The organism is Kitasatospora sp. NPDC059462, from assembly GCF_042749955.1.
Classification (GTDB): Bacteria; Actinomycetota; Actinomycetes; order Streptomycetales; family Streptomycetaceae; genus Kitasatospora.
The window spans coordinates 1-11,722 of sequence record NZ_JBHYUU010000222.1 but is presented as its reverse complement, the minus strand read 5'-3'; the positions used below and the strand labels follow the sequence as shown (position 1 = coordinate 11,722).

General features: G+C 73.9%; 11 protein-coding genes and 1 pseudogene. 1 reads left to right on the top strand and 11 read right to left on the bottom strand.

Going from position 1 to position 11,722, the window contains the following annotated elements; translation table 11 throughout:
- Positions 1 to 69 precede the first annotated feature (69 nt).
- The 11 genes and pseudogenes from ACFXAM_RS34080 to ACFXAM_RS34030 form a co-directional block, all read right to left on the bottom strand.
- Positions 70 to 315, bottom strand: a pseudogene (locus ACFXAM_RS34080) (spermidine synthase); the annotation flags it as partial.
- Positions 316 to 428: 113 nt separating this feature from the next.
- Positions 429 to 1,487, bottom strand: coding sequence for a YeiH family protein (locus ACFXAM_RS34075; protein ID WP_380297215.1), 1,059 nt, complete (start codon positions 1,485 to 1,487; stop codon positions 429 to 431).
- A gap of 7 nt (positions 1,488 to 1,494) precedes the next feature.
- Positions 1,495 to 2,061, bottom strand: coding sequence for a cysteine dioxygenase (locus tag ACFXAM_RS34070; RefSeq protein WP_380297213.1), 567 nt, complete (start codon positions 2,059 to 2,061; stop codon positions 1,495 to 1,497).
- An 86-nt stretch (positions 2,062 to 2,147) separates the two neighbouring features.
- Entirely contained in the window at positions 2,148 to 3,053 is a 906-nt protein-coding gene (locus tag ACFXAM_RS34065) for a LysR family transcriptional regulator (RefSeq protein ID WP_380297211.1), read from the bottom strand.
- Between the two features lie 195 nt (positions 3,054 to 3,248).
- The gene (locus ACFXAM_RS34060; RefSeq protein ID WP_380297209.1) at positions 3,249 to 4,118 is read right to left on the bottom strand and encodes an amino acid ABC transporter permease; all 870 of its coding nucleotides are present in this window, start codon (positions 4,116 to 4,118) and stop codon (positions 3,249 to 3,251) included.
- Positions 4,115 to 4,759 (bottom strand): amino acid ABC transporter permease, encoded by a 645-nt coding sequence (locus ACFXAM_RS34055; RefSeq protein ID WP_380297208.1) that lies wholly within the window; start codon positions 4,757 to 4,759, stop codon positions 4,115 to 4,117. Before ACFXAM_RS34055 ends, ACFXAM_RS34060 begins: the two co-directional genes overlap by 4 nt.
- A 14-nt stretch (positions 4,760 to 4,773) precedes the next feature.
- Complete coding sequence (locus ACFXAM_RS34050; RefSeq protein WP_380297207.1) at positions 4,774 to 5,673, bottom strand: glutamate ABC transporter substrate-binding protein; 900 nt, start codon at positions 5,671 to 5,673, stop codon at positions 4,774 to 4,776.
- Between the two features lie 10 nt (positions 5,674 to 5,683).
- Entirely contained in the window at positions 5,684 to 6,412 is a 729-nt protein-coding gene (locus tag ACFXAM_RS34045) for an amino acid ABC transporter ATP-binding protein (protein ID WP_380297217.1), read from the bottom strand.
- A 68-nt stretch (positions 6,413 to 6,480) separates the two neighbouring features.
- Entirely contained in the window at positions 6,481 to 6,723 is a 243-nt protein-coding gene (locus tag ACFXAM_RS34040) for a lipopolysaccharide assembly protein LapA domain-containing protein (protein WP_380297205.1), read from the bottom strand.
- A 126-nt stretch (positions 6,724 to 6,849) separates the two neighbouring features.
- Positions 6,850 to 8,622, bottom strand: a complete 1,773-nt coding sequence (locus tag ACFXAM_RS34035) for an ABC transporter ATP-binding protein (RefSeq protein WP_380297203.1) — start codon at positions 8,620 to 8,622, stop codon at positions 6,850 to 6,852.
- The gene (locus ACFXAM_RS34030) at positions 8,619 to 10,526 is read right to left on the bottom strand and encodes an ABC transporter ATP-binding protein (protein WP_380297201.1); all 1,908 of its coding nucleotides are present in this window, start codon (positions 10,524 to 10,526) and stop codon (positions 8,619 to 8,621) included. The genes ACFXAM_RS34035 and ACFXAM_RS34030 overlap by 4 nt, the downstream gene beginning before the upstream one ends.
- A 267-nt stretch (positions 10,527 to 10,793) precedes the next feature.
- Here ACFXAM_RS34030 and ACFXAM_RS34025 point away from each other — a divergent pair, with 267 nt between their 5' ends.
- Positions 10,794 to 11,657 (top strand): aldo/keto reductase, encoded by an 864-nt coding sequence (locus ACFXAM_RS34025; protein WP_380297199.1) that lies wholly within the window; start codon positions 10,794 to 10,796, stop codon positions 11,655 to 11,657.
- The last annotated feature ends 65 nt before the right edge of the window (positions 11,658 to 11,722 follow it).

Sequence of the window (11,722 nt, the reverse complement as noted above, 5' to 3'; positions counted from 1 at the left end):
TCGGCCCCCCGCCCCCACCCCCCGGCCACCCCCCCCCCGCGGGGGGGGGGGGGGGGGGGGGGCTCGCTACCCGCCCCCCCCCCCCCCGCACCCCCCCGGGGGGGCCCGGGCGGTCCGCTCCAGTGCCTCCAGCGCCGCCCCGACCAGCAGCCGCTCCGAGCGGCCGTCGGCGGTGTCCATCAGGAAGCAGCCGTTGGCGATGATCTCGTAGGTGGCGCCCCGCCGCCGCAGCGCCACCTCCCCGTAGGGGCCCTCGCGGCGGTCGAGCGTGACGACGGCCGCGGAGCCGTCCCGGGCGGGCAGTGCGGTCGACATGCGGTGGCTTCCTCCGCGGTGCTCGGGAACACGGGTGCACGGGTGCACGGGCCGGCCGACCGGCCGGACCACCCGCCCGACAATAGTCCAGCCCCTGCCCGGACGCCCGCCGTTTACCGGGTGGCCAGCACCCCGGCGTAGGAGACCCCGGCGACCACCACCCAGGATCCGAGCCCGAGCAGCGCGATCCGGCCGCCGGTGCGCACCATGGTCGGCAGGTGGACGGCGCTGCCGAGCCCGAACAGCGCCGCCGCGAGCAGCAGTTCCTGGGCGTCCCCGGCGAGGGCGAGGGCCCGCTCGGGCAGGACCCCGGTGCTGCGCAGCACGATCATCGCCAGGAAGCCGGCGACGAACAGCGGCACCAGCGGCGGCCGTCGGCCGGCCGTCGGCGTGGTGCCGGCGCGCCGGTGCGAGCGCCGCGCGGCCACCGCGACCCCGGCGACCAGCGGTGCGAGCAGGACCACCCGCATCAGCTTGACCAGGACCGCCTCGCGCAGCGCGCCCGGGCCGCCGCTCTGCGCGGTGGCGACCACCTGCCCGACGTCGTGCACGCCGGCGCCGACCCACCGGCCGAAGCCGGCCGGGTCCAGGCCGAGCGGGTGCTGGAGCAGCGGCAGCACGCCGATGGCCAGGGTGCCGCAGAGGGTGACCAGGGCGACCGAGGCGGCGACGTCCTCCTCCTCGCTGCCGGCGGCCTGGCTGACCGCGCCGATCGCGGAGGCGCCGCAGATCGAGTAGCCGGTGGCGACCAGCAGCGGCTGGTCGCCGGGCAGGCCGAGCCGGCGCCCGAGCCAGAGGGTGCCGGTGAAGGTGGCGGCGACCACGGCGAGCACCATGGCGACGGTGGCCCAGCCGAGGCCGAGCACGTCGTCGAGGCTCAGCTTGAGGCCGAGCAGCACGATGCCCAGGCGCATCAGCCGCTTGCCGGCGGTGGAGAGCCCGGGCCGGGCGACGCCGCGCACCAGCGGCCGCAGGCCGGGCAGGTGGGCGGCGGCGACGCCGAGCACCACGGCGGCGGTGAGCCCGGGTACCGCCGGGACGGCGCGGTGGACGGCGAGCGCGGCGGCGACGCCGAGGGCGGCGAGCAGCAGGCCGGGGGCGTTGCCGCCGAGCGGGGGCAGGGTGCGGGTGCGCGCGGGCCGGACCGCGCGGTCCCGGAGGGTCAGTGCCATCGGGGGTTCACCGCTGTTCGGGGGCGGGCAGCCGGTAGACCCGCCGGATGCTGGTGCCGAGCCGGGAGACGTCGGCGCCGTACACGTGGATGGAGATGGCGGTGGTGGCGCAGGCGTTGCGCACCTGGTGGATGTCGCCGGGCGGGGCGAAGGCGGCGATGGTGCCGGCCGGGCCGACCACGTGCTCGGTCTCGACGAGGTGGGCGGTGCGTCCGTCGGAGACCAGCCGGTAGCGGGTCTCGCTCTCCTGGCCCTGGTGGACGCCGGCCACGCACCAGGAGACGTGGTCGTGGACGGGGGTGCGCTGGCCGGGCAGCCAGACCAGGGCGACGACGGAGAAGGAGCCGTCGCTCTCGGCGTGCAGGACGTGCTGGCGGTAGCGCTCGGGGTCGCCCTCGCGCTGGTCGGCGGTGAGCAGCTCGCCGTCGCCGAGGTACGGGGCGAGCCGTTCGCCGACCAGGTAGGCGGTGAGTTCGGGGGGCAGGCCGCGGTCCACGACCGCGCGGATCTCGCCGACGAGGGCGGTCATGCACGCGGTGAGCCGGCCGCCGCCGACCGTGGCAGACGTCGTCATGGGAGCAGGTTCGCCGCCGCCGACCCATCACGTCCAAGGAGGGTTCTTTCGCTCTCCCCCAACCACCGCTTATCGATGAGCGGTGCTCAGCAGCCCACCCGCGCCGCGGCGGCCTGCCGCAGGTGGTCCAGGACCAGCGCGGTCGCCGGAATCCGCCGGTGCTCGCGGAGCACGTACGCGCTGACCTCGCGCCGCAGGTGCGGCTCGACGGCCCGGCCGGTGACCTTGCGGTGGCACATGAAGGAGAGCACCAGGGCGGGCATCAGCGCGATCCCGACCCCGGCGGCCACCAGGCTCTGCACGGCGAGGTTGTCGTCGGTGGAGAAGACGATGTCCGGGGCGAAGCCCTGTTCGGCGCAGACCTGCAGCAGGTTGGCCCGGCAGCGCGGGCAGCCGGCGATCCAGCGCTCGCCGTCGAGGTCGGCCAGCCGGACGGCGTGCCGGCGCCCGAGCGGGTGGCCGACCGGCAGCAGCACGGTCAGCAGGTCCTCCATCAGCGGGATCTCGTCCAGCCCGTCCGGCACCTCGGCGGGCGCTCCCGGGTAGCGGAAGGCGAGCGCGATGTCGCACTCCCCGCGCAGCAGCCGCTGCACCGAGTCCGGCGGTTCGGCCTCCAGGAGTTCGACCCGCACGCCGGGGTGCTCGGCGAGCAGCCTGGCCATCGCCTCCGGTATCAGGGTGGCGTTGGCGCTGGGGAAGGCGCAGACCCGGACGCGTCCGGCGCGCAGCCGGCCGAGCGCGGCCAGGTGCTGCTGGGCGGCGGAGAGGCTGCCGAGGATCTGTTCGGCGTGCCGGGCGAGCGTCTCGCCGGCCTCGGTGAGGCGCAGCCCGCGCCCGGCCCGGGTGAACAGCGGCAGGCCGACGGTGCGTTCCAGGGCCTTCATCTGCTGGGTGATGGCGGGCTGGGTGTAGCCGAGTTCGCGGGCGGCCGCCGAGTAGGAGCCGGCCCGGACGACCTCGTGGAAGGTCCTGATGTGCCGTGAGTCGAACACCGGTTCCCCTGTCCCTCCGCCCGGCCGTCGTGTCGCGGTCCGTCGTGCGCCGTCGCTCGGGCACGCCGGTCCCCGGGCGCGCCGCTTCGTCGTGCACGCCCGGAAATCATAAGCAGAGTTTGGAGGTACCGAGCCAGACCCCGGCTGCACCTATGGTTCACGGCTGAACCGTCCGTCCCCGTGGGCCCCGTGCGGTCACATCCGGGCGGACGGCGGTACGCCCATCGACACCTCGGCCGGCGCCACCGGGGCCCCGCCGCGCGCGCTCGGGCTGCGCCGGCTGCGCCGCTCGACCCAGTGGGCGAACCAGGAGAGCAGCAGGCACATGCCGATGTAGACCGGCGCGATCACCATGACCACCGGGATGAACGGCAGGTCGTAGTCGAGGTTGGTGGCGATCAGCTTGCCGGCGTGCAGGAACTCCTCGTAGGTGATCAGGAAGCCCAGCGAGGTGTCCTTGAGCGCCACCACCAGCTGGCTGATGATCGCCGGCAGCATCGCCCGGCAGGCCTGCGGCACCAGCACGTACGTCATCACCTGGGACTTGCGCATGCCCAGCGCGAAGGCCGCCTCCCGCTGGCCGCCGGGCACCGCCAGCACCCCGGCCCGGAACACCTCGGCGAGCACCGAGCCGTTGTAGAGCACCAGCCCGGCGACCAGCGCCCAGAGCGGGGCGACCTTGAGGGCGACGAAGATGAAGAAGATCATCACCAGCAGCGGCATGGCCCGGAAGAACTCCACCACGAGGGTGGACACCCAGCGCACCGCCCGGTGGTCGGACAGCCGCCCCACCGCGAGCAGCGCGCCGAACGGCAGGGCGAAGAGCACCGTCCAGCCGAAGGCCTTGAGGGTGTTGGCGAGCCCGTTCAGCAGCAGGTCCTGGACGCCCTGGTACTGGAAGGCGGTCCACTTGGCCGCGGTGAACTGGTGGGTGTGGAAGAGCATGTAGACGATCCAGCCGAGCAGCGCGGCGATCGCCAGCAGCGCGATCCCGCCGTACAGCCGGTGCCGGGCGAGCGCCTTCGGGCCGGGGACGTCGTAGAGCGCCGAGGATTCCGCCGTCATCGCGACACCGCCAGTCGTCGTTCCATGAGGTTGAACACGGCGCTGATGGTCAGGGTGATGATCAGGTAGCCCACGGCGATCCAGACGAAGGTCCACACGATGCTGTAGCCCAGTTCGTTGATGGTCCGGTAGGTGCCGAGCAGTTCGGTGACGCTGAACGAGCCGGCGATCGCCGTGTTCTTCGCCAGAGCGATCATCACACTGCCGATCGGGGCGACCACCGAACGGTACGCCTGCGGCAGCACCACCAGCCCCATCGTCTGGCCGAAGGTCATGCCCAGGCTGCGCGCCGCCTCGCCCTGCCCGACGGGCACGGTGTTCACGCCCGAGCGCATGGCCTCGCAGACGAACGCGGAGGTGTAGCAGCCGAGCGCGAGCACCGCGAAGGTGAAGAACGGCAGGGTGATGTCGAACCGCGGCAGGCCCAGCACCACGATGAAGAACAGCAGGGTCAGCGGGGTGTTGCGCAGCAGGGTCACCCAGGTGGTGCCGAACGCGCGCAGCGGTCGCACCGGCGAGACCCGGAAGCTCGCCATCAGCACCCCGAGCGCCAGCGACAGCACGGCGCTCACCGCGAACAGCGAGAGGGTGCCGAGGAAACCGTCCCAGTAGGTCGACCAGTTGTCGGTCAGCGTCTTCACAGCCCGGCCCCTCCTCAGTACCGGTCGATCGGCGGCGGGGCGGGCGCGGGCACCCCGGACAGGCCGAGGGTCGCGTCGTAGGCCTTCTTCCAGTCGCCGTTCTGCTCGTGGTGCGCCAGCGCGTCGTTGAGCGCGCCGCGCAGCACGGTGTCGTTCTTCGGCGTGCCGATCCCGTACGGCTCCTGGGAGAACGGCTGACCGACCACCTTGAGCTCGTCCGGCACCTTGGCCGCGTAGCCCATGAGGATGGTGTTGTCCGTGGTGACGGTGTCCACCTGGGAGGTGATCAGGTTGTCCACGCAGGCCGAGTAGGTGTCGTAGCCGATCAGGTGCGCCTTCGGGTACTGCTTCTGGATCCGCTGGTACGGGGTGGAGCCGGCGGCCGAGCAGACCTTCTTGCCGTCCAGGTCCTGCGGGCCGGTGATGTCCTTGTTGTTCCGGCGCACCAGCAGCGACTGCCCGGCCAGGAAGTACGGCCCGGCGAAGCCGACCAGCTTCTTGCGGTTGTCGTTGATGGTGTAGGTGCCGACGTAGTAGTCGACCTGGCCGTTCTGCAGCGCGGTCTCGCGGTTGGCGGAGGCGATGGTCCTGAACTCGATCCGCTCCGGGCCGAAGCCGAGGTCGGCGGCGACCATCTTGGCGATCTCGATGTCGAAGCCGGAGTACTCCCCGGTGGCCGGGTTCTTCTGGCCCAGGTAGGGCTGGTCCTCCTTGGCGCCGACCACCAGGTGCCCGCGGTCGCGGGCGGCGTCCAGGGTCGGCGAGCCGCTCACCGGGGCGCCGGCGGCCACCTGGTAGGCGGGCAGGGCGCTGGGCTGCGGCCCCTTGGGGGGCGGGGTGCCGGGCTTGCCGCAGCCGGACAGCACCAGGGCCGGCAGCAGGGCCGCGGCCGCGAGGGTCACGATCTTCTTCACGGGCCGGGCCTCAGTGCTTCAGGATCTTGGAGAGAAAGTCCCGGGCCCGTTCGCTCTCCGGGGCGCCGAAGAACTCCTCCGGGGCGCGGTCCTCGACGATCCGGCCGTCGGCCATGAAAACCACCCGGTTGGCGGAGGCCCGGGCGAAGCCCATCTCATGGGTGACGACGACCATCGTCATGCCCTCGTGCGCCAGCCGGCGCATCACGTCCAGCACCTCGTTGATCATCTCGGGGTCGAGCGCCGAGGTCGGCTCGTCGAAGAGCAGCGCCTTGGGGTCCATCGCCAGCGCCCGGGCGATCGCGACGCGCTGCTGCTGGCCGCCGGAGAGCTGGGCCGGGTACTTGTCGGCCTGCGCGGCCAGCCCGACCCGCTCCAGCAGGGCCCGGGACTTGGCGTCCGCCTCCGCCCTGGAGCGTCCGCGCACCTTCACCTGCGCCAGCGAGACGTTCTGCAGCACCGTCTTGTGGGCGAACAGGTTGAAGGACTGGAACACCATCCCGACCTCGGCGCGCAGCCGGGCCAGCCCCTTGCCCTCCTCGGGCAGGGGCCGGCCGTCGATCAGGATGGAGCCCGACTCCACCGGCTCCAGCCGGTTGATGGCCCGGCAGAGCGTGGACTTCCCGGAGCCGGAGGGGCCGATCACCACCACGACCTCGCCCCGGCCGACGGTCAGCTCGATGTCCTGCAGCACGTGCAGGGCGCCGAAGTGCTTGTTGACCCCGCGTAACTCGATCAGCGGCGTGAAGCCGCCGGGCCCGGGCCCGGGCGCGGCGGGCGGCTCGGCGGCGGGCGGCTCGGCGGCGGTCACTTCCCGCGCCGGCCCTTCAGCAGCCAGCCGAGTGCCACGCCGGCGATCAGCGTGGCCAGCAGGGCGATCCAGAGCGGGGCGGTCACGGTGAACACCCAGAACTGGATCTTCACCTTGTCGAGGTTGGCGAACAGGAACCAGACCGCGAGGACGACGATGACGCCGATCCCGATGTAGCGGGTGGGAATCCCACCGATCTCACTGCGCCTGGTACCCGAGGAGTCCGAAATCTTGGTCACCCGAGCATTCTGGGGCCGAATGAGGACATTTGCCCGGATACGCGGCCGGGGGCGCCCCACACGGGGCGATTTCGCCCCGCGCGGGTTCACCCCTTGTCACCTTCCGTCGGCTTCCGTCAGGCCTCGTCAGTGTTCGTCCCGCCAGGAGCGCCAGAGGGCCGCGTACGGGCCGCCCGCCGCCACCAGCTCGGGGTGACTGCCGTACTCGCTGATCCGTCCGCCCTCGACCACCGCGATCACGTCCGCGTCGTGGGCGGTGTGCAGCCGGTGCGCGATGGCGATCACCGTCCGGCCCTCCAGGACCCGGGCGAGCGAACGCTCCAGGTGCCGGGCGGCCCTCGGGTCCAGCAACGAGGTGGCCTCGTCCAGCACGAGGGTGTGCGGATCGGCCAGCACCAGCCGGGCCAGCGCCAGCTGCTGGGCCTGCGGCGGGGTCAGGGCGGTGCCGCCGGAGCCGACCTCGGTGTCCAGCCCGGCCGGCAGCGCGTCCGCCCAGCCCCCGGCGTCCACCGCGTCCAGGGCCCGGCGCAGCTCGGCGTCGTCGGCGCCCGGCGCGGCCAGCCGCAGGTTGTCGCGCAGCGTCCCGACGAAGACGTGGTGCTCCTGGTTGACCAGCGCGACCTCGGCCCGCACCCGCTCGGCCGGCATCCGCGACAGCGCCGCCCCGCCGAGGGTCACACTGCCCCGGCCCGGCGCGTAGATCCCGGCGAGCAGCCGGCCCAGGGTGGACTTGCCCGCCCCGGACGGCCCGACCAGCGCCACCCGGCTGCCGGGCGCGACGTCCAGGCTGATGCCGTGCAGCACGTCGGCGCCCTCCCGGTAGCCGAAGCCGACGTCCCGTGCCTCGACCCGCCGCCCGCTCGGCCGCTCCCCGTCGTCGCCCTCCGCCCGCGGCACCTCGTGCACGCCGACCAGCCGGGCCAGCGAGGCCTCGCCGATCTGGAGTTCGTCGCACCAGCGCAGGATCCGGTCGACCGGCGCCACCAGGGCCTGGGCGTAGAGCACCCCGGTGGTCAGCTGGCCCACGGTGACCGAGCCCCGCAGGGCGAGCAGCCCGCCGAGCACCAGCGGACCGAGCACGGCCAGGGTGTACGCCACGTCGATGGTCGGGAACCAGAGCGAGCGCAGCCAGAGGGTGTACCGCTCCCAGGCGATCCACTGCGCCAGCTTGAGGTCGGTCAGCCGCAGCCGCTGCCCGCCCAGCCGCAGCGCCTCGACCGTCCGGCCGGCGTCGACCGTCTCGGCCAGGACGGAGTTCGCGGCCGCGTACCCCGCCGACTCCTTGTGGTAGGACTGCGGGGCGCGCCGGAAGTACCAGCGGGAGGAGACCAGCAGCAGCGGCAGGCCGATCAGCGAGGTGAGGGCGAGCAGCGGCGAGGTGACCACCAGCGCGCCGAACACCAGCACCAGCGAGACGATCGCCACGGCCAGCTCCGGCACCGCCTCGCGCACCGACTTGTCCAGCCGGTCGATGTCGGTGGTGCCCCGGGAGACCAGGTCCCCCGTCCCGGCCCGCTCCAGGACGCCGGTCGGCAGCGCCACCGAGCGGACCAGGAAGTCCTCCCGCAGGTCGGCCAGCACCCGTTCGCCGAGCACCGCGCCGCGCAGCCGCGACCCCCAGGTGAAGGCGGACTGCACCGCGAGCGCCAGCAGGTACCACGCCACGGCGACCGTGATGGCGGACTCCGCGGTGCCGGTGGCGAGCGACTCGACGAGCGTGCCGAGCACCCAGGGGCCGACCAGGCCGGCCACCGTGGCCACCGCGTGCAGCCCGACCACCGCCGAGAAGGCGCCGCGGTGACGGCGGGCCAGCACCCGCAGATAGCCGCGTACGGCGGCCGGGGAGCCGACCGGCAGGGTGGTGGCCGGTCCCTGCTCGTGGTGTTCGGGGGGCTTCATGCCTCACTCCTCGACTCGGTCCGGGTGCCGGCGGCGGGCCGGGCGGTGGCGGGCCGGGTGGTCGCGGTCCGGGTGGTGGCGGGCCGCGCCGCCCGGTCCCCCGCCGGGACCGGGCCCTCGGTGCGGGTGACCACCGCCCGGTAGGCCGGCTCACCGCGCATCAGCTCACGGTGGACGCCGCTCGCGGCCACCCGGCCGTCCCGGATCAGCACCACCCGGTCCGCCCGGTCGAGCAGCAGCGGGCTGGTGGCGAAGACCACCGTGGTGCGCCCCTCGCGGTTCTTCCGCAGCCCGGCGGCGATCCGGGACTCGGTGTGCGCGTCGACCGCGCTGGTCGGCTCGTCCAGCACGAGCACCGGCGGGTCGGCGAGCAGCGACCGGGCCAGCGCCAGCCGCTGCCGCTGGCCGCCCGACAGCGACCGCCCCCGCTCGGTGATCTTCGCCGCCATCACGTTCCGCGCGTCCGCTGCCGGTGCCGCTGCCGCTGCCGCGCCGGCCCGCGGGTCCACCGGCGGCGCGCCGTCCGCCAGGGCGTCGAGCACGTCCTGCGCACGGGCGGCGGCGAGCGCCTCCCACGGGTCGACCCGGCCGGAGGCGGGGATGTCGAACAGCGCCGCCAGGGTGCCGGAGAGCAGCACCGGTTCCTTGTCGTGCACCAGCACCGCGGCCCGCGCCTCGGCCCTCGGGACGGCATCCAGCTCGGTGCCGCCGAGCCGTACGGAGGGTTCCGGCCGCTCGTCGTCGCCCGCCGGGACGTGCCCGCCGAGCCGTTCGGCGAGCGCGCCGGCGAAGTCCGGGTCGCCGCAGACCACGGCGGTCAGTTCACCGGCCCGGGCGGTCAGTCCGGTGACCGGGTCGAACAGGTCGGAGCGCGCCGGGTCGGCGAGCGAGCCGGCCCCGGGGCCCTCCGTCCGGGCCAGCGCGAGCACCCGCACGGCGCGCCCGGCGGAGACCCGGGCCACGCTCCAGGCGTGCGCCGCCTCGCCGAGGACCCGCAGCGGCGCGGCGAGGAACACGGTGGCGCCGTAGACCGCCACCAGGGTGCCGACCGAGATCCGCCCGTCGGCCGCGAGGTGGGCGCCGTACCAGGTGACGCCGACCACGAAGAGCCCGGGCAGCAGCACCTGCTGGGCGTGCATCAGGGACCAGACCCGGGCCGAGCGGACGGCCGCCGCGCGGACCTTCTGGGACGCCGCCCGGTAGCGGTCGAGGAAGAGCTCCTCGCCGCCGATGCCGCGCAGCACCCGCAGCCCGGCCACCGTGTCGGCGGCGAGCTCGGTGGCCCTGCCGCCGAGGGTGCGCTGCTCGGTGTAGCGGCGTTCGAGCGGTCCGAGCAGCGGCCAGACCGAGGCGGCGAGCACGGGCACCCCGAGCAGCACCGCCAGCCCGAGCACCGGTTCGACGGCCAGCACCGCGACGCCGACCGCCAGCCAGACGGCGACCGACCCGCGCACCCGGGCGACGAGTTCGACGTACCAGCCGATCTTCTCGACGTCCCCGCTGCCGACCGCGACGATCTCGCCGGTGGCGATCCGCCGGGACAGCCCGGAGCCGAGGTCGGAGGCCTGCCGGGCGACCAGCTGGCGGACCTGGCAGACGGCGTGGATCCAGTTCCAGACCGCCTGACGGTGCAGCAGCACGGTGGCGAGCGCGGACAGCGCGACCAGGACCAGGGCGAGCCCGCCGGCCCGCCACAGGGCGCCGGTGTCGCCGTCGACGACGGCCTGGACGCCGAGGCCGACCACCACCGGAAGGGCGGCCTGGCTGCCCATCTCCAGCAGCGACCAGCAGGTGGCGAGCACCTGCCCGCGCCGCTGGCCGCGCTGGAGCCAGCGCAGGAGGGCGAGCGGGGAGGAGAGGTCGGGGAGGCCGGGATCGGCCAGGGGGAGGGTTTTGAGCGGCATGACGCTCCGTTGCGGGGCGGTACGGGCGGAGGGTGCGGAGGACGGCCGGTATGGTCACGGCCGTGGGTCGTCAGGAGGTCATGGCAGTGAGCGTGCCAACTCGGATGTGACCTGCGCAACAGGTTTTCCCGGCACCCGGCCGACGTCGTAGTGTTATGCGCGCGCCGGTAGGAAGCGTCAGAAAATTTTCCCGGACGGGGAACATTTCCGGCCACCGCACCGGTTGCCCATCGGAACGACACGCGACCAGGAGAGGGCACCCCTTCCGTGAGCAACATCCCCACTGTCACGCTGAACGACGGCACCCGGATCCCGCAGCTCGGCTTCGGGGTCTGGCAGGTGCCGGACGCGGAGGCCACCGCCGCCGTCCGTGCCGCGATCGAGGCCGGCTACCGCTCGATCGACACCGCCGCGATCTACGAGAACGAGTCCGGCACCGGCAAGGCGATCGCCGAGGCCCTGGCCGGCGGCGTCGCCCGCGAGGACCTCTACATCACCACCAAGCTGTGGAACTCCGGCACCCGCGACTGGTCCGGCGAGCAGGGCCGCGACGCGGTGCTGCGCGAGTTCGACGCCTCCCTGGACCGGCTCGGCCTGGACCACCTCGACCTCTACCTCATCCACTGGCCGCGCCCGATGCACGGCAGCTACCTCAACGTCTGGAAGGCGCTGGAGCAGCTGAAGGCCGACGGCCGGGTGCGCTCGGTCGGCGTCTCCAACTTCGGCACCGAGCAGCTCGCCCGGATCGCCGAGGAGTCCTCGCTCCTCCCGGCGCTCAACCAGGTCGAGCTGCACCCGTACTTCCCGCAGGAGGAGCTGCGCGCCTTCCACGCGCGGCACGGCATCGCCACCGAGGCGTGGAGCCCGCTCGGCCAGGGCAAGGAGCTGCTCTCCGAGCCGGAGCTGGCCCGGATCGCCGCCAAGCACGGCCGCACCGTCGCCCAGGTGGTGCTCCGCTGGCACCTGCAGAACGACGTCATCGCGATCCCGAAGTCGGTCACCCCGTCGCGGATCAAGGAGAACCTGGACGTCGCCGGCTTCGAGCTGGACGCCGAGGACCTCGCCGCGATCGCCGGCATCGCCACCGGCACCCGGATCGGCCCGGACCCGCAGGAGTTCGACTGGAACTGACCGGACGGGCGGCCCCGGCCGCCTGACCGCACGTCAACGGTGAAGGCCGCCCTACTAGCGTGTCG

Bases quoted from the DNA above. Each gene is read 5' to 3' on its own strand.
- ACFXAM_RS34070 (WP_380297213.1), bottom strand. From the start codon at position 2,061: ATGACGACGTCTGCCACGGTCGGCGGCGGCCGGCTCACCGCGTGCATG.
- ACFXAM_RS34035 (WP_380297203.1), bottom strand. From the start codon at position 8,622: ATGAAGCCCCCCGAACACCACGAGCAGGGACCGGCCACCACCCTGCCG.
- ACFXAM_RS34060 (WP_380297209.1), bottom strand. From the start codon at position 4,118: ATGACGGCGGAATCCTCGGCGCTCTACGACGTCCCCGGCCCGAAGGCG.
- ACFXAM_RS34030 (WP_380297201.1), bottom strand. From the start codon at position 10,526: ATGCCGCTCAAAACCCTCCCCCTGGCCGATCCCGGCCTCCCCGACCTC.
- ACFXAM_RS34075 (WP_380297215.1), bottom strand. From the start codon at position 1,487: ATGGCACTGACCCTCCGGGACCGCGCGGTCCGGCCCGCGCGCACCCGC.